Here is a 23,888-nt window from a genome sequence, read left to right on the forward strand (position 1 = left end):
GCATAACAACGCCGGATGCGCCAGGCAAACGAGCTGCCCGGCCCCCAGATATAAGGATTTCAAAATCACCAACGGCAGGACAAAACGCCTACCTCGAGCAAACGCTAAGATCAGGCCGCCTCGGAGACGATCTCGTTCGCAATCAGGTCCGCCAGGCGGTGAATGCCCTCTTCGATCTGCTGGTCGTCGGCACGGGAAAAACTCATCCGGAATGTGTTGGCGCCGGATCGATCCGCAAAGAACGCCTGCCCCGGCACGAATGCGACCTTGGCCGTCTGCAGCGATTTCGCAAGCAGCGTCGCTCCATCCATGCCCTCTGGCAAGGTGACCCAGATGAACATGCCGCCTTCAGGCTTCGTCCAGTGGGTCCCTGCCGGCATGTACTTCGCAAGGGCTGCCAGCATGCAGTCCCGGCGGCGCCTGTAGACCGTTCCGATTCTGGCAACCTGGGCCGGGAAACCATGCTCGACGACCTTGTGAATGGCCATCTGGTTGATGGTGGAGGAGTGAAGATCCGCCGCCTGTTTCATCAGCACCAGCTTGCGGATTACCTGAGCGTTGGCAACAACGTATCCGACGCGCAGACCCGGTGCCATGGTCTTGGAGAAACTGCCACAATAGATCGTCCGCGTTGCTTCGATATCGCCCTTGCGGGAAATCTCCAGGGCAAGGATCGGCGGGATCGGGTTGCCGTCGTAGCGCAGCGACTGGTAGGCGGCATCTTCGACGATGGCGATATCGAGATCGTCGGCGAGGTCGATGAGCTTTTCGCGCGCCTCGAGGTCAATCGTCTCACCGGTCGGATTGGCGAAATCCGGAGACAGATAGGCAAACTTCACCCGCCCACCGGCCTTTTCCGCAGCAGCGCGATAGGAACCCGGCGTGCGGTTGCCGTTCGGCGTCAACCGGTCGTAAGTCGGCTCGTAGGCGTTGAAGGCCTGCAGCGCGCCGAGATACGTCGGCGCCGTGACGAGAGCCGTATCATCGGGAGACAGCATCAGCTTGCCGAGATAATCGAGCGCCTGCTGCGACCCGGAGACGATGAACACGTTGTCGAGGCCGCAGGCAACGCCGAGTCTGGCCATCTGCTGCACGAGCCACTCCCGCAGCGGCTTGTAACCCTCGCTGACCGAATATTGCAGGGCTGCATCGACAGTCGAACCGTCGAAGATGTCGGCGTAGGCCTGCTTGAACGCCTCCTTCGGAAACAGCTCCGGATCGGGAATCCCGCCCGCGAACGAGATGATGTCCGGCCGATCCAGCAGCTTCAGCAATTCGCGGATTTCAGAGGCGCGCATCCGGCTCGAGCGCGTCGCAAAGATGTTTTCCCAATTCAACATGGGGCTTCCTCGTAATTTTGTGTCTTTCGGGAAGCTAACCACGCAATAAAAGATAAGTCAACAATGCTGACCTATTTTTGATTATTTCAGAATATCTACTGCGAATTCGAAGGGGTTCAGGACTTGAACACCGAGCTTTATGAAATCGCCGACATTGCGTGTGACCACTATCATGTTTCGTTGTACCGCAGTCGCCGCGATCAGGGCGTCCACGAGCAAATCGGGCGCGAGACGATGCGTAAGCCCACCCCAAATGCGAAAAGTTTGGGCATCGGCGCTAATACACTGGGAAGTATTAAGGATTTGATCGAGCCACTCGGATAACTCCTGCGCTTTGACCGGATCGGAGACCGATGTACGCTCAATGCCGATTGCTATTTCGCCAATGACCACAGCAGGCAGATAGATTGTCTCGCTCGAAACCGACTTTATCCAGGCGACGACAGCACCATGAGGACGATGACGCCGCAACTCGGAGACCACGTTGGTATCGAGAAGATACATCCCGCTACTCGAAATCCGGAATCTCGCGAGACTTCCAGTTGGCGCGATCAGGGATTTCCCAATCCACACGAGGCTCAGGAGCAAGTAGAATATCTTTCAGACTGGGCTTGACCCTCTGCTGGAGGCTTTCCCAATCAGCAACGGACACAAGCACTGCTGCCGGCATACCGCGCTTGGAGACAAGCTGCGGTCCCTGGTCAAGAGAGGCCTCTAGCATCTCGCTGAACCGTGCCTTTGCATCCTGTACAGGCCACTGACGCATACCAACCTCCTGCTACGACTCCACTCTATTCAGCACATGGACAAAATCAATTTTTATTTGTCCGGTCCTGCGTCACTCCTAAGCCGTACGGATCCACCCAACATACGAAAAAGGCCGAAGCTTTCGCCCCGGCCCCCTCATCTCACCTATATCTAACAAGCTTAGTTGACGGCCTTGTCGACCAGCTTGTTCTTGCCGATCCAAGGCATCATGCCGCGCAGCTTGGCGCCGACTTCCTCGATCTGGTGGTTGTCGTTCATGCGACGGATGCCCTTGAAGCGCGAGCCGCCGGCACGGTATTCCTGCATCCAGTCCGAGGTGAACTTGCCGGTCTGGATGTCGGTCAGAACGCGCTTCATTTCAGCCTTTGTCTCGGCCGTGATGATGCGTGGGCCGGTGACGTATTCGCCCCATTCAGCTGTGTTCGAGATCGAGTAGTTCATGTTGGCGATGCCGCCTTCATAGATCAGGTCGACGATCAGCTTCACTTCGTGCAGGCACTCGAAGTAAGCCATTTCCGGTGCGTAGCCGGCTTCCGTCAGCGTTTCGAAACCGGCGCGGATCAGTTCGACCAGACCGCCGCAAAGGACGACCTGCTCGCCGAACAGGTCGGTTTCGCATTCTTCGCGGAAGTTGGTTTCGATGATGCCCGAACGGCCGCCGCCTACGCCGCAGGCGTAGGAGAGAGCCAGTTCAAGTGCGTTGCCGGAAGCATTCTGGTGAACGGCCACGAGGCAAGGAACGCCACCACCCTTCTGGTATTCGCCGCGAACCGTGTGGCCGGGGCCCTTCGGTGCAATCATGACGATGTCAAGCGACGCCTTCGGCTCGATAAGGCCAAAATGGATATTCAGGCCATGGGCAAAAGCGATAGCGGCGCCGTCGCGGATGTTTGCCTCGATGTCGGCCTTCCAGATGTCGGCCTGCAACTCGTCCGGGGTCGCCATCATCAACAGGTCGCCCCACTTGGCGGCGTCTGCGACGGTCATGACCTTGAAGCCATCGGCTTCGGCCTTCTTGATCGTCTGCGAACCGGCCTTGAGCGCGATGACCACATTGGCGGCGCCGCTGTCCTTGAGGTTCAGCGCATGGGCGCGACCCTGGGACCCGTAGCCGACGATGACTACGTTCTTGGCCTTGATGAGATTGAGATCGGCATCACGATCGTAATAGACGCGCATTTGATTTTTCCTTCCCTTGCTTGTCGATTTTGGTTTGATCCATCAGACGGATGCGGCTGCATCCGCCGAAACTTTTTCCGTGCCATAGAGCCTGAGGAAAGCACTGACCGCCCTCTCCGCCTGCTGGGCACCATCCTTGATGCTGGGTTCGCCGAGCAGCATGCGAACGTGCAGGTCGGAGACGACGAGGCCATAGAGCGTGTGGTAGGCCTCGTTGGCATCGTCGAAGCGCAACAGCCCCGCCCGCTTGCCGGCATCAATCAGGCCGCTGGCACGTCGGTCGATCTGTCGACGTCCGCGCTCGAGCAGCAGCTTCCCAAGCTTCGAGCCATCGCGGTTCGACTGGCCGATCGCCAACCTGTTCAGTGCCAGCGATACGTCGCCGGCCAGCACTTCCAGGAGGTCGCGGGCAAAGATCACCAGATGATCGTGCAGGCTCGTCGCCGTCAGCCGTTCGCCGTTGCGCTCGAAGGTACGGACCTTGCTCGCCTGGTGGGCAATCATCGCAGACAGCAATCCGTCGCGGTCGCCAAACCACTTGTAGAGACTTTCCTTGGAGCAATTGGCAGCGCGCGCCACGCCGGATGTCGTCAGCGCCTTTTCGCCACCGTCCACCAGCAATCGCAGCGCCTGCTCCAGAACGGCGTTCTGACGTGGCGAAAACTCCGATGTCTGCAGTGCGTCGCTCGGCACAATGACCACTCCCATTTGCGTACCGTACGGTACGGTTCGCAGACTTATGCCGCAGCTGGCTCAAGGCGTCAAGCAACTTTGGGCGGAGCGCCGAAGAAATTTCCGTGATCGCCGGAACGTGCACTCGGCTCCGGCGTGAGCCCTATTCGGCGGCGATGGGCCCGCGCATGCCTTCGACGTCGCGCAGCGGCGACAGGCCGTAGAGACGGCTGTATTCGCGGCTGAATTGCGACGGGCTCTGGTAGCCGACACGGTGGCCGGCGGTGCCGACATCGAGCCGCTCGATCAGCATCAGCCGCCGGGCCTCGTGCAGCCGCAGCTGCTTCTGGTACTGCACCGGCGTCATCGCTGTGATTGCCTTGAAATGATGGTGAAAGGAGGAAACGCTCATGTTGACGTGCTCGGCCAACTCCTCGATGCGCAGCGGACGAGCGAAATTCTCCCTCAGCCAGGCAACGGCGCGGGCAATGCGGTGGCCATGATTGTCGGCGACGGCGATGTTGATGAGTTGTCCACCCGCTGGTCCCGTCAGGATGCGGTAGAGGATCTCCTGCTCGAGCAGCGGCGCCATCGCCGGGATGTCACTCGGATTATCGAGCAAGCGGAGCAGCCGCACGGCAGCATCGAGCAATTCGGGCGTCGCGATGTTGACCATCATTCCGCGTTGGCCGACAGCAGGTTCGGCCGGTCGCTGGATATCCGTCCGGCTGAGCAAGTCGAGCAGCTTCTCGGGGCTGATGGCAAGCGTTATGCAGAAGTGCGGGACTTCCGGACTGGCCTCGACGACGCGCCAGGCGACAGGGAGATCGAGCGACGTCAGGAGATAGTCGCCGGCGCCGTAATTAATGGTGTCGGTTCCGAGCTGCAGGCTTTTCGCCCCTTGGATGACCATCGCGAAGCACGGCCGATAGCTGGCGTGGCAGGGTGCGCTCGGCATCGAGCGACGGCTTATCCCGAGCCCTTCGATCGCTGTCTTGAACTCTCCTTCGCCGGGCGCAAAGCGGGCGGCGATCGATGCGATTTCATGATGGGGATTGAACATCAGTGTCATCAAGGCACTCTTAATCGGGGGTGCAGGGGGAGCAAGCTACCGTTCCTATGTAGGCGAAATCCCTAGCCCGGCAAATAGGCAGCGTTCACACTTTTGCAGGATCGGGCAAAAACCTGAGAGGATCGCTCTAACGCCGGTGACAGGAAACGCGGCATAAGGGATCATCACCTTGCAGCCCCCAAAGAAGGAATATCCCATGCCAATCGCAAAAGGCTATGCCGCAACGGACGCGTCCAAACCCCTCACCCCTTTCACATTCGAACGGCGCGAGCCGAATGCCGACGACGTCGTCATCGACATCAAGTTTGCCGGCATCTGCCATTCCGACATCCACACCGTTCGCAACGAGTGGAAGAACGCCGTATACCCGATCGTTCCCGGCCATGAGATTGCCGGCATCGTGTCCGCCGTCGGCGCCAACGTCACCAAGTTCAAGGTCGGCGACCATGTCGGTGTCGGCTGCTTCGTCGATAGCTGCGTCGGCTGCGCCAACCGCGATGTAGACAACGAGCAGTACATGCCCGGCCTTGTACAGACCTACAACAGCGTCGAAGCCGACGGCAAGACGCCGACCCAGGGCGGCTATTCGGACTCGATCGTCGTCAAGGAAGGCTATGTCCTCTCGATCCCGGACAATCTTCCGCTCGACGGCGCCGCCCCCCTGCTCTGCGCCGGCATCACGCTCTATTCGCCGCTGCACCACTGGAAGGCCGGCCCCGGCAAGAAGGTTGCCATCGTCGGTATGGGCGGTCTCGGCCACATGGGCGTGAAGATCGGCGCCGCCATGGGTGCCGACATTACGGTCCTGTCGCAGGGCCTTTCGAAGAAGGAAGACGGCCTGCGACTCGGCGCCAAGGAATACTACGCCACGTCGGATGCCGAAACATTCACAAAGCTGGCAGGCACCTTCGACCTGATCATCTGCACGGCCGGTGTCGCCATCGACTGGAACGCCTATCTTGGCCTGCTCAAGGTCAATGGCTCGATGGTCATCGTCGGCGCGCCTGAACATGCAATCCCGGTTCATGCCTTCTCGCTGATCCCGGGCCGCAAGAGCCTGTCGGGCTCGATGATCGGCTCGATCAAGGAAACGCAGGAAATGCTCGACTTCTGCGGCAAGCACAACATCGTCTCGGAGATCGAGAAGATCAACATCCAGGACGTCAACGAAGCCTATGAACGCGTTCTGAAGAGCGACGTGCGCTACCGCTTCGTCATCGACATCGCTTCGCTCGCAGCGTAAGTCGAAATCATCCTGAAGACATCAAGGGCGGCCCTCGCGGGTCGCCCTTTTGCGTGGCCTCAATCCTCGCGCGGCGTTTCTTTCTGCGTGATCAGCCGTGCGCTGTGCTGGCGGCTGAGATAGATCCAGAGCCAGCTCCAGGCGACGCTGAGCCGCGACCTCGTGCCGATGAGGAAATAGATGTGGGCGAGCCCCCATATCCACCAGGCGAGGCCGCCCTTCAGTTTGATCCATCCGAAATCGATGATCGCCGCGCCCTTGCCGATCGTGGCAAGGTTTCCCTGGTGGTGGTAGCGAAAGGTGTCCGGCACGGTCTTGCCGGAAAGCCGCGCCTCGATCACCCTGGCGACAAATGCGCCCTGCTGCTTGGCGGCCGGCGCAACACCGGGCACAGGCGTCCCGTCTTCGCGAAGAACCGACGCCGTATCGCCGATCACGAAGATTGCGTCGTCGCCGGGTACCGTCAGGTTCTTTTCGACAACAACACGGCCAGCGCGGTCTGCCGGCACATCGAGCCAGGCCGCCGCGGGCGACGCCTGCACACCGGCTGCCCAGACGATCGTCCGGCACGGAATGAAGCTGTCGCCGATAACGACACCGTCGGCCGTGCAGGACGTCACGGCCTTGCCGGTGCGGATCTCGACGCCACTGCTCTGCAGCTTCCTGTGGGCGTAGGCCGACAGGTCATCGACGAAGGCCGAGAGAATGCGCGGCCCGGCCTCGACGAGAACGACCTTGGTCTTCGTGGTATCGATGCGGCGGAACTCCTTCGGAAGGGTATCGTGCGCCAGTTCGGCGATGATGCCTGCAAGTTCGACACCGGTCGGTCCTGCACCGACGATGACAAAGGTCAGCAGCGCCTCGCGGATCGCCGCGTCTTCTTCCATCTCGGCCCGCTCGAAGGCCAAAAGCAGCCGGCGGCGAATGGTCGTGGCATCCTCGAGCGTCTTCAGGCCGGGTGCGACCGGCTCCCATTCGTTATGGCCGAAATAGGCGTGCGTGGCACCGGTCGCCAGCACCAGCGTATCGTAGCCAACGATGTCGCCGTTGGTAAGCGCCACGGTCTTTGCCTGCCTGTCGATGCCCTCGACTTCGGCAAGCAGCGTCGTGACATCGGGCCGCTCGCGATAAAGGCTGCGGATCGGCCAGGCGATTTCTGAGGTCGACAGCAGTGTCGTTGCGACCTGATAGAGTAACGGCTGGAAGAGGTGGTGATTGCGCCGATCGATCAGCGTGATGCGGACGGGCGCCCGCCGGAGGTCGTTGACGATCTGCAATCCCGCAAAACCGCCGCCGACCACGACGACATGATGTTCCTGCATGACGATCCTTTCCTGTGCTCACCCTCCCTCACGTGAGCCTGTTCTCGACGGACATCAACCGCCGTTTACGCATGGCTCCGTTGCACATCTTCAAATCCGCCAGCCGTCGACCAGAGCTACCTTCCCGGAAGAACAGCAATTGCGGGCCAATCCTCCACGCTAATGTCGACACCAACGTCCGCGTGCATTAAGCGTTGGGAAGCCGACGCCTGCAGTGGCGACTGGAGGAACACAGTATTGACCGTGTCGAAAAAAGATAATCCGGCTGCTGAAAAGACACTGGCCCAGCATATCCTGCCGACATCCGGCACCATGGTCGGTATCTGCACCACGCTGATCGGACTGGTGAAGGTTGTCGAGGGTCGTATCGGGCCAAGCCGGGTCGATGAATATGCAGGCTGCGCCTCGCTTCTCTTCCTCGTCAGCGCCATTACGTCCTACCTGTCGATCCGCTTTGCCAACCGGCTGAAGCTCAGCAGGACACTCGAGACCGTCGCCGACCAATGCTTCTTGTTCGGCCTGTTCGGCATCACCCTCATCGGCTTGTTGTTCGCCTATGAGGCGATCTGAGCACCCCGCCTATACCGCATACCCAACGGGGATTGCCATTCCGCTTTTGAGTTCCTCCATCGAGATAGAAGCCGCTACGTCGAACAGTTCGACCCGGCGGACGATGGTCTTGTAGATCACGTCGTAATGCTCGACGCTCGGCAGCACGATCTTGAGGATATAGTCGTGGTTGCCCGTCAGCCGGTGCGCCTCGACGATCTCCGGTATGTCGGTGATAGCCCTCTTGAAGCGCTCGATCCATTCGTCGGCGTGATGGGCGGTCTTGATCAGCGCGTAGACGGTGGTGGGCACGCCCATCTTGCGGCGGTCGAGCACGACGATCTGCCGGGCGATATGACCGCTGTCCTCCAGTCGCTGGATCCGGCGCGAACAGGCGGATACCGACAGAGCCACGGCATCGGCCAAGGCCGTGACCGATATTCCGGCATCGCCTTGCAAGATATCGAGCAATTTCCGGTCCCGTTCGTCCAGCATCAGCGTCCCTCCTCACTATCACGCCATAAATTTGCACAAATACGTCATATTGCGCAATCTCATTACATTATTTTTGTAAATCGAACGAAAAATGCAAATCACGCGCGGATGTTTCGAACGACAATGGTGACAACGGAATCACATGCGGAGACAAATTCTATGCGCACCATTGGCCTGATCGGCGGCATGAGCTTCGAAAGTTCGGCGGTCTACTACCGTCTCGTCAACGAGATGGTCCGCGATGCACATGGCGGCCTGACCTCTGCCGAGGTTCTGATGCATTCGGTCAATTTCGCCGATATCGTCGCCTTGCAGAAGGCCGGTCGCTGGACCGACGCCGCCAGACGACTCGGGGACGTCGCAGCTGGTCTGGAGCGCGCCGGTGCCGACTGCGTGCTGATCTGCACCAACACCATGCATCTGATTGCCGAGGAAGTGGCAGCCCGCATCTCCGTTCCGCTGGTCCATATCATCGATGAAACCGCAAGCGCGCTCAAGGCAGCCGGTCGCAGGAGGCCGCTGTTGCTGGCCACCCGCTACACCATGGAACACGGGTTCTATGCCGACCGCATGGCCGAACTCGGCGTCTCCGTCATGGTCCCGGACGTCGATGACCGCACGGCGGTGCACGACATCATCTTCGACGAACTCTGCGCCGGCAAAGTCCGCGATGAATCGCGTGTTAAACTGCTGGAGATCGTCGAACGGGCGAAGGCTGGTGGTGCGGACAGCGTCATCCTTGGCTGCACCGAGATTTGCCTCATTCTCGATGCTGAAAAATTGCCGCTGCCCGGTTTCGACAGCACGACGATCCACGCACAGGCAGCCGTACATTTCGCCTTAGCCCCGCTGGCCAATATCGACGCCGAAGCTGCCTGAAACACCTCAGAACGTCAGAACTGGCGCACGCCTCAGGCGCCGGGCTCGTCGAACCTGCGCCGCGCCGCCCGGACGTTATCGTGATTGGCTTCCGCCCAGTTCAGCAAGTGCGACAGGGGCTCGTAGAGCGAGCGCCCGAGTTCGGTCATCCGGTATTCGACACTCGGCGGCTTTGTCGGAAAGACCTCGCGTTCAACATAACCGTCGCGCTGCAGGTCGCGCAGCGTCTGGGTGAGCATCCGTTGCGAGATATCAGGCACGGCGCGCTTGAGTTCGCCGAAGCGATAGGGACGCTGCGATAGCGCGTCGACAAGCAGCGTCGACCACTTTCCATGGATTTGCTGCATCACGTCCCGGATGGGGCAATTGCTCGGATCAAGTTTGGCGACATCGAACACCCGGCCATTCCCGGCCATGTCCTTGTTGCGCAGATTGACGACGGTGCCGCTCATGGCAGTTCCCTTTTGGTAACCTACGGCAGAAAAACTGCCTCCTTTACAGAACTCTCTCAATTCCTATTGTAGCGCAAGTCTCTTTTTGAGACTGCAATGCCGGTCGTGGAGCCGGTTGCCAGGAACAGAGGAAAATCCCATGACCCTTCTCGTCACCGGCGCTGCCGGCAAGCTCGGCCAGAGCGTCGTCCATCACCTGCTCGAAACCTACAAGGTCGCTCCCGGCGATATCGTCGCCGCGACCCGCAGCCCGGAAAAGCTCGGCACACTTGCAGCCAAGGGCGTCGTCACCCGCAAGGCGGATTTCGACGATGCGGCAGGCCTCGTATCGGCCTTTGCGGGCATCGACCGCCTGCTGATCATCAGCACGGATTCGCTCGATACTCCCGGCAAGCGCCTGGCTCAGCACAAGGCTGCCATCGAGGCTGCCAAGGCCGCCGGCGTCAAGCACATCCTCTACACCTCGATGCCAAACCCCGACAAATCGCTGGTGACCTTCGCCCCCGATCATCTCGGCACCGAAAATGCCATCAAGGCCAGCGGTATCGGCTACACCATCCTGCGCGACGCCTGGTACCTAGATAATTTCATGATGTCCCTGCCGCACAATCTGCAGGGCGGAAAGTGGTACACCGCGACATCAGGCGGCAAGGCGCCCTACATTTCCCGCGAAGACTGCGCGCTGGCCATTGCCGCAGCCCTTGCTTCCAGCGATACGGAAAGCAAGACATACACGCTGACGGGCTCTACTTCCTATTCGATCACGGATGTCGCCTCGACGGTCTCTGCCATCACCGGTCGCCCGCTAGAGGTCATTGACGTCACCGACGAACAGCTTGCCGCCGGTATGGCCGGCGCCGGCCTGCCGCCATTCCTGGTCGACATGCTGGTATCTGCCGACGCAAACATACGCGCCGGAAACTTCGACAGCCTGACCGCCGATTTCACGACACTGACCGGCAAGGTTCCGCAGACGTTGAGAAGTTTCTTTGAAGAACGAAAGGCTGAATTGGCAGCGTAAGCCCAAGGCCGCTAACCTGATCTCCCCCATCCGGGGGAGATTGGGCGACGGTGGCCTAAACCACCTGCCCGCACGCCCGGCGAAACCGGCGAACGGTCTCCGCCATGCCGAACTCCAGGGCATCGGCGGTGAGTGCATGACCGATCGATGCCTCGGCAAGCTGCGGGATACGCTTGATCAGGTCCGGCAGGTTGGCGACCGTCAGATCGTGACCGGCATTGATGCCCATCCCCAGCGCGATGGCTGCATCCGCCGTCTTGCCAAGACCCGCAAGCACGGCAGCCGCCCGCTCCGGCGAATTATGACATCCACCGTATGGACCGGTGTAAAGCTCGATCCGGTCGGCACCGACAGTCTTGGCAATCGCTACTGCCTCGGGATCGCCGTCGCCGTCGGCAAACAGCGAGACGCGGCAGCCCAGTTTCTTGTAGGGCGCGATGACATCGGCAAGAAACGCCTGGTGCTTGCGGAAATCCCAGCCATGGTCCGACGTCGCCTGCGACGGATGATCCGGCACCAGCGTCACCTGCTCCGGCTCGACACCGGCACAGAGATCGAAGAATTCCGGCGTCGGATAGCCCTCGATATTGAATTCTGCCTCAGGGAACTCGTCGTCGATCAGCGCCCGGATGACCGGGAGGTCCGAAAATCGCACATGTCGTTGATCAGGACGCGGATGCACCGTCAACCCGCTGGCGCCGGCTTGCAGCGCGATGCGCCCGAGCGCCGCAAGGCTCGGCCAGGGAAGGTCGCGGCGGTTGCGAAGCATGGCGATTGCATTGACATTCACGGAGAGCTTGGTGGGCATCGTCGATATCCAGTTCACGAGCAACGTGCCTGCGCTTTTAATCCGATCGTCTCGTCAACGCCAATGACATTCGCATGTGCAAGCCATGCAAAAGATTGATGCAACCGGCAGACCTCAGCGAACGATGGTCAGCGTCTCGGCAGCGCGGGTGATCGCCGTGTAGAGCCATCGTTCGCGCGTGTCGCGAAAGGCCCAGCTCTCGTCGAACAGCACAACCTTGTTCCACTGCGAGCCCTGCGCCTTGTGCACCGTCAAGGCATACCCGAAGTCGAACTCGTCATAGCGTTTGCGGGTGGTCCACGGGATTTCGCCCTGAACATCCTCGAAGGCCGTCTTCAGCACCTTGATCTTGGCCGCACCGCGATCCATGTCGTCGTCTTCGGGACGGATCAGAAGGTTGATGCCGGGCTTGGTGGTCTCTTTGGACGAGGTCATGACCTGCCAGAGCGAGCCGTTCAGCAGCCCCTTAGCCGGATCGTTACGGAGGCAGACGAGCTTGTCGCCAGACTGCGGATATTCTGTATTGAAGCCCTTCAGCTCGCGAAGGCGCTGGTTGTAGCGCTTGCGTGTCTTGTTGGTGCCGACGAGCACCTGATCGGCCTCGAGCACCAGCGGCTGCGTGACCTCGCCCTTGGAGATGACCTGCACGGTCCCGTAGTCACCGTGCATGATCTCCTTGCCTTCGCGCACCTGCATGGCGAGCTGGATGATCGGGTTGTCGCGAGCCTGGCGGTGGATATCGGTCAGCAGGTAGTCCGGCTCTTCATTGGTGAAAAACCCACCCCCGGTGATCGGCGGAAGCTGGCCCGGATCGCCGAGCACAAGGATCGGCGTGCCGAAACTCATCAGATCCTTGCCGAGCGCCTCGTCGACCATCGAGCACTCGTCGACGACGATCAGCGCAGCCTTCGACACCGGGCTCTGCCGGTTGACGGTAAACATCGGCGTCATCGAGCTTTTGCCGGTTTCCTCATCCTCGACGGACTCCTCGCCGCGCGGACGATAGATCAGCGAATGGATGGTTCGGGCATTGGTGGCGCCGCGCGACCGCAGCACCTGGGCAGCCTTGCCGGTGAAGGCGGCAAACAGCACCTCCCCATCGACATTCTCGGCGAAATGGCGGGCAAGCGTCGTCTTGCCGGTTCCGGCATAGCCGAACAGGCGAAAAAGCGGCGACCGCCCGTCCTTCAGCCATTTGGAAACGGCCTTAAGCGCTTCATCTTGTTGTGGCGCAAATTGCATCGCCGGACTTGGCAGGATTCGCCCTTTGGAGGCAACCGGAAAAATCTGCGGATACCGGGAATAAGAGGCAGAGCTACCTTCTCCCACCCCCGCAACGCACGTGAGCCTCCCCAACGCTGCCTTACTTCAGCATCGGCCAGAGACTGAGCACGAGCAGAACCGCCATGGTAATATTAAAGCACTTCAGCCGCACCGGCACCGCCAGCCACTCGCGCAGCGCCGATCCGAAGCCGGCCCAGGTGGAGACCGTCGGGATATTGACGGCGGCAAAAACCAGTCCGACGATCGTCACGCTGACAAAATATCGGTCCGCATCGGTATAGGCAGCCATCGCGGTGACGGCCATGACCCAGGCCTTCGGATTAATCCACTGAAAGGCAGCGGCTGCCAAAAACGACATCGGCCGGGCGCCGCCTTCCCTTTCACCGAGGCTGCGCGACGAGCCGATCTTCCAGGCAATCCACAGCAGATAGGCCCCGCCGGCAAATTTCAGGGCGGTGTATACCACCGGGACCGTATGCAAGATGGCGCCAAGCCCAAGACCGACGCTCAAAAGCAGCGACAGAAAGCCGACACCTATGCCGAACATGTGCGGGATCGTGCGCCGAAAGCCGAAATTTACCCCCGATGCGAACAGCATCATGTTGTTCGGCCCCGGTGTGATCGACGTGGTGAAGGCAAATAGAAGCAGGGCCAGCAACGTATCAGGCGGCATCATCGTCTCCCCGGCATGTCGCGTTTCCATCGCTCTGTGCAGGGCACGGAATATCCGTCCTCTGCGACGCGTGCATCCGATATGCACGCAATCCTCGTGATGTACGAGATGACAAATGTGACGGTGACAAAATAGCATCGGCAGCGCGTCCGTGGCTGACACCGACGACCGGGGTCACGACAGTGTTACCTTTAAAACTGTGGTGCGGAGCATACATCGCTTGGAGACAAGAAGCGTACTCTGTGAACCTCTTCCACGAACGATACGAAAGGCGACAGCCATGAGCGATGCCATCCCGTCGATTAGCTTTCCCTCCGGCATCAGCGTTCCAGCCCTTGGCCAGGGCACCTGGAACATGGGCGACGATGCCTCCGGGGCGAAGACGGAGATCGAAAGCCTCCAGGTCGGCATCGACCTCGGCATGACGATGATCGATACTGCCGAGATGTATGGCGAAGGCGCCTCGGAACGGCTTGTCGGCAAGGCAATCGAAGGTCGTCGCGACGAGGTTTTCCTTGTCAGCAAGGTCTATCCGCACAATGCCAGCAGCGAGGGCACGATCAAAGCTTGCGAGCGCAGCCTGCAACGATTAGGAACCGACCGGCTCGACCTCTACTTGCTGCATTGGCGCGGCAGCTACCCGCTGGCAGAGACAGTCGACGCCTTCGAGCGGCTGAAGGCTGCCGGCAAGATCCGCGCCTGGGGCGTCTCGAATTTCGATGTCAATGACATGGAGGAACTGTTGCGGGTGCCGTCTGGCCGAAACGTCGCCACAAACCAGGTGCTCTACAATCTCGGCCGGCGTGGAATAGAATTCGACCTGCTGCCGTGGTGCCACGACCGAAATATTCCAGTGATGGCCTATTCGCCTATCGAGCAAGGCCGGCTGACGCGTCACCCGACGCTCGTCCAGCTTGCCAAGGCCTATCAGGCAACGCCTGCCCAGGTCGCACTTGCCTTCGTGCTCAGGCGCGACGGCGTTTTCGCGATTCCGAAGACGTCCCAGCCGGCGCGCACCAGGGAAAACCGGCAGGCAGTGTCGCTCGACATTTCGAATGAGGACTGGGCAGCCCTAGACGCAGCCTTTCCGCCTCCGCAGAGGAAAACACCGCTGGAGATGCTCTGATCTCCAGCGGCACCGCGTGATTGCAGCTTACATGCCTTGCGGGCCGCGGTTCATTGCCGCGATGCCCGTGCGGCATACCTCGACCAGGCCGAGAGGCCGCATGATGGCGACGAACTGGTCGATCTTCGAGGATTTGCCGGTGATTTCCAGAATGAAATGTTCGACGGTGGCATCGACCACCTTGGCGTGGAAAGCGTCGGCCAGCCGCAGCGTCTCGGCCCGCGTCTCGCCGGTACCGGTGATCTTTATCAGGGCCACTTCGCGCTCGATCGGCCGTTCCTGGCCGAGTTCGCGGGCCCGTACCGTCAGGTCGACAACCCGGTGAACGGGAATGATACGCTCCAGCTGCGCCTTGATCTGCTCCAGCACCTGTGGCGTCCCGCGGGTCACGATGGTGATGCGTGACAGATGCGCCTGATGTTCGGTTTCCGACACGGTCAGGCTCTCGATGTTATAGCCGCGACCGGAAAAAAGACCGATGACGCGAGCAAGCGTGCCCGGCTCGTTATCGACCAGAACCGAAAGCGTGTGGTTCTCGGCCGTCGCAGTTTCCGGCGAAATGAAATAGGCGGAGCCGGTCGGTTGAAGGTGTGCATTCATGATCTTGGGTCCGTTTCCTCAGATATTTGTTCAACGCCATGCATGATTGGAGGCGCGTCCACCGCGCCTCCGCGTCGCGATCAAACCAGCGCGCGCCCCTTGGCGTCGATGGCGTTGGCGACGGCCTCATCGGTGGCTTCGTCCGGCAGCAGCATCTCGTTGTGTGCCTTGCCCGACGGGATCATCGGGAAGCAGTTGGCGAGATTGGCAACGCGGCAGTCGACGATGACGGGACGCCTGACGTCGATCATTTCCTGGATCGTCGCATCGAGATCGCCGGGTTTTTCGACGCGCAGGCCGACACCGCCATAGGCATCCGCAAGCTTGACGAAGTCAGGCATCGCCTCCGTGTAGGAGTTCGACAGGCGGTTACCATGCAGCAGTTGCTGCCACTGGCGAACCATGCCCATGTACTGGTTGTTGAGGATGAAGATCTTGATCGGCGCATCGTGCTGCACCGCCGCCGACATCTCCTGGATACACATCTGGATCGAGGCATCGCCGGCGATGTCGATGACCAGCGCATCCGGATGGGCGATCTGGACGCCGAGAGCTGCCGGCAGGCCGTAGCCCATGGTGCCGAGGCCGCCTGAAGTCATCCAGCGGTTCGGCTCCTCGAAGCCATAGAACTGGGCCGCCCACATCTGATGCTGGCCGACTTCGGTCGTGATGTAGGTGTCGCGATGCTTCGTCAGCTCATAGAGCCGCTGGATCGCATATTGCGGCATGATGACATCGTCGCTCATCTTGTAGGCGAAGGAATTGCGCGCCCGCCAGCGGTTGATGTCGTCCCACCACGCGGAGAGCTGGCCGGGCTCCTGCTTCTTGGGCAGGGCACGCCACAGGCGGACCATGTCTTCTAGGACATTGCCGACGTCGCCGACGATGCCGATGTCGACATGAACGGTCTTGTTGATCGAAGACGGATCGATATCGATGTGGATCTTCTTCGAATTCGGCGCAAAGGCGTTCAGGCGACCGGTGATGCGGTCGTCGAAACGGGCACCGATGCAGACCATGACGTCACAGTCGTGCATCGCCATGTTGGCCTCGTAGGAGCCATGCATGCCGAGCATTTTCAGCCAGTTCTTGCCGGAAGCTGGATACGAGCCGAGACCCATCAGCGTCGATGTGATGGGGAAATTGGTCAGCTCGACCAGCTCGCGCAGCAATCTGGAGGCTTCCGGACCGGCATTGACGACGCCGCCGCCCGAATAGATGACGGGACGGCGGGCAGTCGCCATCAGCTCGATAGCCTGCTTGACGCGGTTGATGTCGCCCTGGACCTGTGGCTGGTAGCTCTTCTGGACTGCATGCGCTTCCGGCGGCGTATAAGTGCCGGTGGCGAACTGAACGTCCTTGGGGATGTCGACGACGACGGGGCCCGGACGGCCGGTCTGGGCGATCCGAAAGGCTTCGTGAATGACGGCCGCAAGCTTGTTGACGTCCTTGACCAGCCAGTTGTGCTTGGTGCAAGGCCGGGTAATGCCGACCGTGTCGCATTCCTGGAAAGCATCGGAGCCGATCAGCGTCGTCGGAACCTGGCCGGTCAGGCAGACGAGCGGGATCGAATCCATCAGCGCATCCTGCAGCGGCGTGACAGCGTTGGTGGCGCCGGGGCCGGAGGTCACCAGCATGACGCCGACTTTGCCGGTCGAGCGCGCATAGCCCTCGGCCGCGTGTCCGGCGCCCTGCTCGTGGCGGACGAGGATGTGCTTGATATCGTCCTGCTGGAAGATCTCGTCGTAGATCGGCAGGATTGCGCCGCCCGGATAGCCGAAAATATGCTCGACGCCATTGTCCTTGAGCGCCCGCAGGACGATTTCTGCGCCGGTCATCCTGTTATCGCTGATCTGCTTGTCTGTGCCCGTCATTGCCAAGTTCCGTTGCCTGCTTGAGTATTCTGGAAGCGCGACGCCCGATTTCGGGCATAAAAAAAGGCTCCTTCGGGAGCCTGTTGTCTAGCGCATGGGTGGCTATCGCCGGATGGTTACACCATCCTGCCCATGCGCTGTCCCACCACAATAAGAGTTGTCGCTATGTTCATGACCGGAATTGATAGACAGAAAATTTCGTAGCGTCAACGCTTTGGGCAATAAAAAGTCAATGCACGAAAGGTCAGCTGAAAAAACAAGCACTTCGACAGGACTTTGTTAAGCGGATAACCCTATGCTCGGCCGATATCAGGAGCACCCGGTTGCTAAACAACGATTTGCAGACGTCAGGCAAAGCGGGCGAACATGACCGCCGCGACAACCTCACCCCCGGGAACCGCTTTCTTGGCCGCGTCGTCGCATGCAGCGGAGCTCGTGTCACGATCGCCGCAACCGCAGAGGCGGGCGGCACCGATCTCACAGAACTCTGGTCCGTCGGACGGCTGATCTCCATCAGCGTCGAGGGCAACCGCGTCGCCGCGCTGGTCTACTCCATGGACACCGGCAACATGGCCTGGGGTGAAGGTGAGGACAACCAGTTCCGAATTGAAGCCGAGTTGCTGGGCGAAGTGCGCGTCGATGCCGATGGCCGCGAAGAATTCTCCTCCGGCATTTCCCGCTATCCTCATCTCGGCGCCGTCGCCCATCGTATTCGCGCTCGCGACCTGATGCGCATCTATGACGCCGGCCAGGAAAGCAGCTGCGTCATCGGCAAGTTGACGCAGGACGAAACGATCGACGCCGCCATCCACATACCCTCCATGCTCTCGAAGCACTTCGCCGTTGTCGGCTCGACCGGCGTCGGCAAATCGACGGCGGTATCGCTGCTGCTGCACAAGGCCATTGCGTCCGATCCGAAATTGCGGGTGCTGATCCTCGATCCCCACAACGAATTTGCCGCCGCTTTTCCCGACCATTCCGTCGTCGTCGATACCGATACGCTCGACCTGCCCTTCTGGCTGATGCGGCTGGAGGAGTTTGCCGAGGTCATCTTCCGGGGCCGCCCGCCCGTGGCTGAAGAACTCGATATGCTGCGCGATATCATTCCGGATGCGAAGCGCGCCTTTCGGGGCAACGATTCGACGCTGATGCGCCGCCAGACCGAAAAAAGCTCGATGACGGCAGACACGCCCGTTCCTTACCGGATGGCCGATCTTCTCGCGCTGATCGACGAGCGCATTGGCAAGCTCGAGGGACGGCAGGAGAAGCCGCATCTTCGCTCGCTGAAAATCCGCGTCATCTCGGCGATCAACGATCCGCGCTATCACTTCATGTTCTCCAACAACACGATCAGCGACACGATCATGGAGACCATCGCGGAAATCTTCCGGATCCCGGGCGACGACCGGCCTATCTGCACGTTTCAATTGTCGGGAATTCCCTCGGAAGTCGTCAATTCCGTCGCCTCGGTCCTCTGCCGCATGGCATTCGAAATCGCGCTCTGGAGCGAGGGTGGCATTCACATGCTGGTTGTCTGCGAAGAAGCCCATCGCTACATTCCAGCCGATCCCAATCTCGGTTTTGTGCCCACCCGGCAGGCCATATCGCGGATAGCCAAGGAAGGGCGGAAATACGGCGTTTCCCTCGGCATCATCACGCAGCGCCCCGGCGAACTCGACCAGACGATCCTGTCGCAGTGCTCGACGCTGTTTGCCATGCGCCTTGCCAACGACCGCGACCAGGAGATCATCCGCTCCGCCATTCCGAACTCGTCCATCTCCACCACCAGCTTCCTGTCGTCGATCGGCAATGGCGAGGCTATCGCTTTCGGCGAGGCGATTGCCGTGCCGATGCGCATGCGCTTTACCAGGGTGGCGGACAATCTCATTCCGAAAGCCAACGGCCTTGCCGAACGGGCCGACGACGTGACCCCGGACACGGTCGATTTGCGCAATATCGTCAGCCGCATGCGCTCGATCTCCGGACCGGACATATCGGCGTTCCAGCAGGCCTATTCGACGGGCAGCAGCAGGACCGGCGAAGACGAGATCGAGCCGGAAGTAGCTTCGGTGCGCCACCTGTCCGAGGAAACACCACGACCCGTGCCTTTGGGTCCCGTATCGGTCGAGGCCTACAGGTCCGACATGCTGCCTCGCCCCGGCGAGCCTGCCGCCGGCCTCGCCATGCCTCCGCAGACCTCGATCGACAGCAAGCTTGCCGAATTGCGCCGCGAATACAGGCGCGATGATGCCAGCCGGGCAAACCCTACGCAGGACACCGGCGCATCTCCGCGCCGCGATCAGGCTTCGTCGATGCGTGACAGTCTTATCAGGAAGCCGCTGGGGTCGCTGTTCAGCAGGGATTAACGCCCGCCGACTTCAGCCGATCCGCTCCCAGCTTTCATCCATCTGGTTGCGAAACCAGGTCATCTGCCGCTTCGCATATTGCCGGGTCGCAGCCGAACCGAGTTCGATGACCTCCTCGCGCCCGATTTCGCCGCGTAACATCGCCGCAATCTGCGAGACGCCGATAGCCTTCATGATGGGCTGCTGCTGCGAAAGGCCGAGCGCCAGCAGATCGGCTACCTCTTTCTCCGCACCATCAGCAAGCATCGCCTCGAACCGGCGGTCGATGCGCGCGTGCAGCAACTGCCGCTCGGGCAGTACGACGATCTTGCGGGCACGGGCGGGGTCGATGATGACCGGTCCGGCAAGCCCCTGTAGCGCGGCAAGCGACTGGCCTGTTGCCAGTTTCACTTCGAGCGCCCTGACGATGCGCTGCCCGTCCTGCGGCTTGAGGGTAGCCGCCATCGCCGGGTCGCGCTGCGCCAGTTCGCGGTAGAGCGGTTCCGCCCCCTCCTCGATCAGCCGCTGGCGCAGACCCTCACGAAGTTCGGCCGGGATTTCCGGCATAGGAGAAAGTCCGCCCGTCAAAGCCTTGAAATAGAGCCCGGTTCCGCCGACGATGACCGGCATGCGGCGCTCCCGGCGGAGTTCTGCCAAAAGCTCCGAAATCTGCCTCAGCCACATCCCGGTCGAATAGGCATCCCTCGCCGGGACGTGGCCGTAGAGATGGTGGGGAATGCCCTTCGTATCCTCGATGGAAGGGCGCGCGGTGAGGATCCGCAGCGTGTCGTAGACCTGCATGCTGTCGGCATTGATCACCACGCCGTCGTGCAGGCTGGCAAGCTCCACGGCCATGCCGGACTTGCCGCTGGCGGTCGGCCCGGTTATCAGGATCGCGTCGATGTCGTTCACAGGGTTTCCCATCATGGCCTTCGTTGCCACGCTTATTGCCAATCCGTCAAACCCCGTTCTCGTCTCGCGCCTCGCGGAACAGGCGGCCGATGCGGTGAAAGCATCGGGATTGTACTGGCTGGCGGATGGCATAGCCTGCGACATCGCCCTCCGGGACGGCACCAACCTGCAGGCGGCCGAGACAAGCCTCAGGACCGTACTAGGCAGCGCACCCATCGATCTCGTCATCCAGGATGCCGAGACCCGACGCAAGAAGCTGCTGGTGGCCGACATGGATTCAACGATAATCGCCCAGGAATGCATCGACGAGCTGGCAGCCGAAGTCGGCCTGAAGGATCAGGTCGCAGCCATCACTGCGCAGGCCATGAACGGCGAGATCGATTTCGAACCCGCCCTGCGCGCCCGCGTCGCGCTGTTGAAAGGCCTGCCAATCTCGGTCGTCGACGAAGTGATCGCCAGGCGCATCACCATGACACCAGGAGGCCCGCAACTGATCGCCACCATGAAGGCGAAGGGCTTCTACACCGCGCTCGTCTCGGGCGGGTTCACAGTCTTCACCAGCCGCATCGGCGCTACTCTCGGCTTTAATGAAGACCGCGCCAACGTGCTGCTGGAAGACAATGGCGTGCTCACCGGCTTCGTCGCCGAGCCGATCCTCGGCAGGCAGGCGAAGGTCGATGCCCTCACCGAAATCGCGGCCACCCTCGGCATCTCCACCGAGGACGCGATTGCGGTCGGCGACGGAGCCAACGATCTCGGCATGCTGGAGCTCGCCGGCTCCGGCGTCGCCCTGCATGCAAAACCCGCCGTCGCGGCTGAAGCAAAAATGCGCATAGACCACGCCGACCTCACCGCGCTCCTCTATATCCAGGGCTACCGCAAAACGGATTTTGTCGACGCCTGAATCTCCAAACGCATTTCGAGGCTTCAAGAGACGGATGGAACTTTGGCCATGATCATTCTCGAAACCGACCGCCTCATCGTTCGCAACTGGCGCGAACCCGACCGTGATCTTTTCTTCGAGATCAACTCCGACGAGACGGTCATGAAGTTCTTTCCCTTCTGCCGGGATCGGGCGAGCGCGGATGCTTTCTTCGACCATCTGAAGACCCTGATTGCGGAAACAGGCCTCGGCTTCTATGCGCTTGAAAGCAAGGCGACCGGCGAAACGATCGGCTTTTGCGGCCTTGCCCGCACCGACCTAGAACCGTTCATTCCGCTTGGGACGGTGGAAATCGGCTGGCGTCTGCCGGTGCGCTTCTGGGGACAGGGTTTCATCAGCGAGGCGGCAACCGCCCTGCTCCGTCACGGCTTCGAGACCCTTGATCTCGACGAGATCGTTTCCTTCGCCGTCCACAACAACCACCGCTCGACGGCCGTGATGCGGCGCATCGGCATGCACCGGGATATGAACGGCGACTTCGATCATCCCCGCATCCCCGACAGCAAGCCGGAGCTGAAGCATCACGTGCTCTACCGGTTGACGGCAGACCAGTGGCGCGACGCGGAGAGTGCGGCCTAAGCCCTACTCCAGCGGCACGGCAATGAAGCGCAGGTCGCCGTTGGGCGCGGCGATCATCATCTGCGCGTTGCGACGGCCTTCCTTTTTCAGGGACGTAACCTTGGCCGAGATCGATCCCGGCGTCTTCATGAATTCCTGCGCCACCTCGACGATTACGTCGCCGGGCTTGAGGCCTTTTTCGAGCGCCGGCGATCCCGGTGCAACCTCCATGACGACGACACCGTCGACGCTGTCTGCAATACCGAAGGTCTTGCGGTTGTCCGCGTTGAGGCCCGCCAGCTGTATACCAAGTACGGTCTGGACTGTATCGGCGTTCGGAGCCGGTGCAGCGTCGCCCTGGTCTTCCTGATCGTCCATCCCATCGTCATCGCCAGCGCCGTCGCCATCGGGGTTAATGACGCCATTGCCATTGGAGCCGCCGGGTGCCGCATCCGGCGCAGCCGCTTTATCGTCCGCGGCAGCGGCAGTGTCGTCAAGCTTGCCGAGCGTCACCTTGACGGTCTGCTGCTTGCCGTTGCGCATCACCACGACATCTACCGCCTTGCCGACCGGACTTTCCGCAACCACGCGCGGCAGGTCGCGCATTTCGTTGACAGCCTTGCCATCGAAATTGAGAATGACGTCTCCCGCAAGGATCGAGCCGTTGTCGACCGGACCGCCCTTGATGACACCCGCCACAAGCGCGCCCTTGGCCGACGGCAGTCCGAGGCTCTCCGAGACATCGTCGGTCACAGGCTGGATACGCACCCCCAACCAGCCACGACGCGTCTCACCAAAATCCATCAGCTGCTTGACGACACCCTCGGCAATCTCTGAAGGCACGGAGAAGCCGATGCCGATGGAGCCGCCGCTCGGCGAGATGATAGCCGTGTTGATGCCGATCACTTCACCGCGCATGTTGAACAGCGGACCGCCGGAATTGCCCTTGTTGATCGCAGCATCCGTCTGGATGAAATTATCGTACGGGCCGGCATTGATGTTGCGGCCACGTGCCGAAACGATACCGACCGTCACCGAGCCGCCAAGACCAAAGGGATTGCCGACGGCCATCACCCAGTCGCCGATACGCATCTGGCTGGAATCACCGAAGTGAACCGACTTCAACGGCTGCTTCGGCTCTACCTTGAGGACGGAAAGGTCGGTCTTGGTGTCGGTGCCGACAAGCTTTGCCTTCAGCTTGGTGCCATCCGGAAAGATCACCTCGATATCGTCGGCGCCCTCGATCACGTGGTTGTTGGTGACGACATAGCCCTTCGGATCGATGACGAAGCCGGAGCCCAGGGAACTGACCTTGTGATTGTTGCTCTGCCCGGGCTTATCCTTGAAGAAGTCGTTGAACAGATCCTGGAAAGGCGATCCGTCGGGCATCTTCGGTGTCGACACGGTGCCCTCGCCCTTGACCTTCTGCGAGGTCGAGATGTTGACGACGGCATCAAGCAACCCGGCTGCGAGATCGGCAACCGAGGCAGGTCCTGCCATCGGTGGGCGTGGAGCGGCAGGCGGCGCAGATCCTGGCGGTGGCACCGGCAACGGACCTGACGGCGTCGGCGGGGTCGTGGCATTCGGCGGCGCGGGAGTGGCCGGCATGGTGCCCGGCACGCCCGAGAGGACATTCGTCGTGCCTTCCGCATAAGCCCGTTCGAAGCCATTGAAGGTGGAGCCGGCAACAAGGGCCGCGCCAGCCATCAGGGCAAGCGAACGTCGAAGGGTCGGGCAAGCGGTCGAAGCCATCAGGCATCCTCATCAAAAGGT

At 60.9% G+C, this 23,888-nt stretch carries 24 protein-coding genes; 8 read left to right on the forward strand and 16 right to left on the reverse strand.

From position 1 onward, the window contains the following. Positions 1 to 110: 110 nt before the first annotated feature. The 6 genes from J5274_RS14705 to J5274_RS14730 form a co-directional block, all read right to left on the reverse strand. Positions 111 to 1,340 carry a PLP-dependent aminotransferase family protein gene (locus tag J5274_RS14705; protein WP_142823133.1) on the reverse strand — a complete coding sequence of 410 codons (1,230 nt, stop codon included), beginning with the start codon at positions 1,338 to 1,340 and terminating at the stop codon, positions 111 to 113. An 81-nt stretch (positions 1,341 to 1,421) separates the two neighbouring features. Beyond that, entirely contained in the window at positions 1,422 to 1,844 is a 423-nt protein-coding gene (locus tag J5274_RS14710) for a type II toxin-antitoxin system VapC family toxin (protein ID WP_142823134.1), read from the reverse strand. A 4-nt stretch (positions 1,845 to 1,848) separates the two neighbouring features. Continuing rightward, positions 1,849 to 2,106, reverse strand: a complete 258-nt coding sequence (locus J5274_RS14715) for a type II toxin-antitoxin system Phd/YefM family antitoxin (RefSeq protein WP_142829200.1) — start codon at positions 2,104 to 2,106, stop codon at positions 1,849 to 1,851. Between the two features lie 161 nt (positions 2,107 to 2,267). Then, positions 2,268 to 3,287, reverse strand: coding sequence for a ketol-acid reductoisomerase (gene ilvC / locus J5274_RS14720; protein ID WP_111222915.1), 1,020 nt, complete (start codon positions 3,285 to 3,287; stop codon positions 2,268 to 2,270). A gap of 42 nt (positions 3,288 to 3,329) precedes the next feature. After that, positions 3,330 to 3,995: a TetR/AcrR family transcriptional regulator C-terminal domain-containing protein gene (locus J5274_RS14725; RefSeq protein ID WP_202617093.1), complete on the reverse strand. Its 666-nt coding sequence runs from the start codon at positions 3,993 to 3,995 to the stop codon at positions 3,330 to 3,332. A gap of 127 nt (positions 3,996 to 4,122) precedes the next feature. Then, a complete protein-coding gene (locus J5274_RS14730) occupies positions 4,123 to 5,031 on the reverse strand; it encodes an AraC family transcriptional regulator (RefSeq protein ID WP_219274656.1) in 909 nt (302 codons plus the stop codon). Between the two features lie 196 nt (positions 5,032 to 5,227). Here J5274_RS14730 and J5274_RS14735 point away from each other — a divergent pair, with 196 nt between their 5' ends. Continuing rightward, the gene (locus J5274_RS14735; protein ID WP_142823137.1) at positions 5,228 to 6,274 is read left to right on the forward strand and encodes an NAD(P)-dependent alcohol dehydrogenase; all 1,047 of its coding nucleotides are present in this window, start codon (positions 5,228 to 5,230) and stop codon (positions 6,272 to 6,274) included. Positions 6,275 to 6,333: 59 nt separating this feature from the next. On the opposite strand, the gene J5274_RS14740 is transcribed toward J5274_RS14735, so the two are convergent. Beyond that, positions 6,334 to 7,596, reverse strand: a complete 1,263-nt coding sequence (locus J5274_RS14740) for an NAD(P)/FAD-dependent oxidoreductase (protein ID WP_219274657.1) — start codon at positions 7,594 to 7,596, stop codon at positions 6,334 to 6,336. Between the two features lie 237 nt (positions 7,597 to 7,833). Between J5274_RS14740 and J5274_RS14745 the strand changes: the two genes are divergently transcribed. Beyond that, positions 7,834 to 8,166: a hypothetical protein gene (locus J5274_RS14745; RefSeq protein WP_111222911.1), complete on the forward strand. Its 333-nt coding sequence runs from the start codon at positions 7,834 to 7,836 to the stop codon at positions 8,164 to 8,166. 9 nt (positions 8,167 to 8,175) lie between these two features. Here J5274_RS14745 and J5274_RS14750 read toward each other — a convergent pair whose 3' ends face one another. After that, positions 8,176 to 8,640, reverse strand: coding sequence for an Lrp/AsnC family transcriptional regulator (locus J5274_RS14750; protein WP_142823139.1), 465 nt, complete (start codon positions 8,638 to 8,640; stop codon positions 8,176 to 8,178). A 159-nt stretch (positions 8,641 to 8,799) separates the two neighbouring features. Between J5274_RS14750 and J5274_RS14755 the strand changes: the two genes are divergently transcribed. Continuing rightward, positions 8,800 to 9,519: an aspartate/glutamate racemase family protein gene (locus J5274_RS14755; protein ID WP_142823140.1), complete on the forward strand. Its 720-nt coding sequence runs from the start codon at positions 8,800 to 8,802 to the stop codon at positions 9,517 to 9,519. 32 nt (positions 9,520 to 9,551) lie between these two features. Here J5274_RS14755 and J5274_RS14760 read toward each other — a convergent pair whose 3' ends face one another. Beyond that, a complete protein-coding gene (locus J5274_RS14760) occupies positions 9,552 to 9,971 on the reverse strand; it encodes a helix-turn-helix domain-containing protein (protein WP_142823141.1) in 420 nt (139 codons plus the stop codon). 139 nt (positions 9,972 to 10,110) lie between these two features. Between J5274_RS14760 and J5274_RS14765 the strand changes: the two genes are divergently transcribed. Next, entirely contained in the window at positions 10,111 to 10,992 is an 882-nt protein-coding gene (locus J5274_RS14765) for an SDR family oxidoreductase (RefSeq protein WP_142823142.1), read from the forward strand. 55 nt (positions 10,993 to 11,047) lie between these two features. Here J5274_RS14765 and J5274_RS14770 read toward each other — a convergent pair whose 3' ends face one another. From J5274_RS14770 to J5274_RS14780, 3 genes are all read right to left on the reverse strand, one after another. Further along, positions 11,048 to 11,800, reverse strand: coding sequence for a pyridoxine 5'-phosphate synthase (locus J5274_RS14770; protein WP_142823143.1), 753 nt, complete (start codon positions 11,798 to 11,800; stop codon positions 11,048 to 11,050). 114 nt (positions 11,801 to 11,914) lie between these two features. Further along, complete coding sequence (locus J5274_RS14775) at positions 11,915 to 13,042, reverse strand: ATP-dependent RecD-like DNA helicase (protein WP_111222907.1); 1,128 nt, start codon at positions 13,040 to 13,042, stop codon at positions 11,915 to 11,917. Between the two features lie 121 nt (positions 13,043 to 13,163). Beyond that, on the reverse strand, positions 13,164 to 13,757 hold the full coding sequence (locus tag J5274_RS14780) for a LysE family translocator (protein WP_142823144.1): 594 nt from the start codon (positions 13,755 to 13,757) through the stop codon (positions 13,164 to 13,166). 280 nt (positions 13,758 to 14,037) lie between these two features. Between J5274_RS14780 and J5274_RS14785 the strand changes: the two genes are divergently transcribed. Further along, positions 14,038 to 14,883 carry an aldo/keto reductase gene (locus J5274_RS14785; protein ID WP_142823145.1) on the forward strand — a complete coding sequence of 282 codons (846 nt, stop codon included), beginning with the start codon at positions 14,038 to 14,040 and terminating at the stop codon, positions 14,881 to 14,883. 27 nt (positions 14,884 to 14,910) lie between these two features. Here the strand turns inward: J5274_RS14785 and ilvN are convergent, their stop codons facing one another. Together ilvN and J5274_RS14795 are read right to left on the reverse strand one after the other, a co-directional pair. Continuing rightward, positions 14,911 to 15,483: an acetolactate synthase small subunit gene (ilvN, locus tag J5274_RS14790; protein WP_111222904.1), complete on the reverse strand. Its 573-nt coding sequence runs from the start codon at positions 15,481 to 15,483 to the stop codon at positions 14,911 to 14,913. 80 nt (positions 15,484 to 15,563) lie between these two features. Beyond that, a complete protein-coding gene (locus J5274_RS14795) occupies positions 15,564 to 17,357 on the reverse strand; it encodes an acetolactate synthase 3 large subunit (RefSeq protein WP_142823146.1) in 1,794 nt (597 codons plus the stop codon). Between the two features lie 323 nt (positions 17,358 to 17,680). On the opposite strand from J5274_RS14795, the gene J5274_RS14800 reads away from it, so the two are divergent. After that, entirely contained in the window at positions 17,681 to 19,723 is a 2,043-nt protein-coding gene (locus J5274_RS14800; RefSeq protein ID WP_219274658.1) for an ATP-binding protein, read from the forward strand. Between the two features lie 12 nt (positions 19,724 to 19,735). Here J5274_RS14800 and miaA read toward each other — a convergent pair whose 3' ends face one another. Then, a complete protein-coding gene (gene miaA, locus J5274_RS14805; protein WP_142823148.1) occupies positions 19,736 to 20,629 on the reverse strand; it encodes a tRNA (adenosine(37)-N6)-dimethylallyltransferase MiaA in 894 nt (297 codons plus the stop codon). On the opposite strand from miaA, the gene serB reads away from it, so the two are divergent. Then, positions 20,628 to 21,518: a phosphoserine phosphatase SerB gene (gene serB / locus J5274_RS14810; RefSeq protein WP_142823602.1), complete on the forward strand. Its 891-nt coding sequence runs from the start codon at positions 20,628 to 20,630 to the stop codon at positions 21,516 to 21,518. The two genes, miaA and serB, sit on opposite strands and share 2 nt — an antisense overlap. 48 nt (positions 21,519 to 21,566) lie before the next feature. Continuing rightward, positions 21,567 to 22,136, forward strand: a complete 570-nt coding sequence (locus tag J5274_RS14815) for a GNAT family N-acetyltransferase (protein ID WP_142823149.1) — start codon at positions 21,567 to 21,569, stop codon at positions 22,134 to 22,136. Positions 22,137 to 22,139: 3 nt separating this feature from the next. Here J5274_RS14815 and J5274_RS14820 read toward each other — a convergent pair whose 3' ends face one another. Next, complete coding sequence (locus J5274_RS14820) at positions 22,140 to 23,867, reverse strand: Do family serine endopeptidase (protein WP_142823150.1); 1,728 nt, start codon at positions 23,865 to 23,867, stop codon at positions 22,140 to 22,142. Positions 23,868 to 23,888: the final 21 nt, after the last annotated feature.

It is taken from the genome of Rhizobium sp. L51/94 (genome assembly GCF_019355555.1).
Classification (GTDB): Bacteria; Pseudomonadota; Alphaproteobacteria; order Rhizobiales; family Rhizobiaceae; genus Rhizobium; species Rhizobium rhododendri.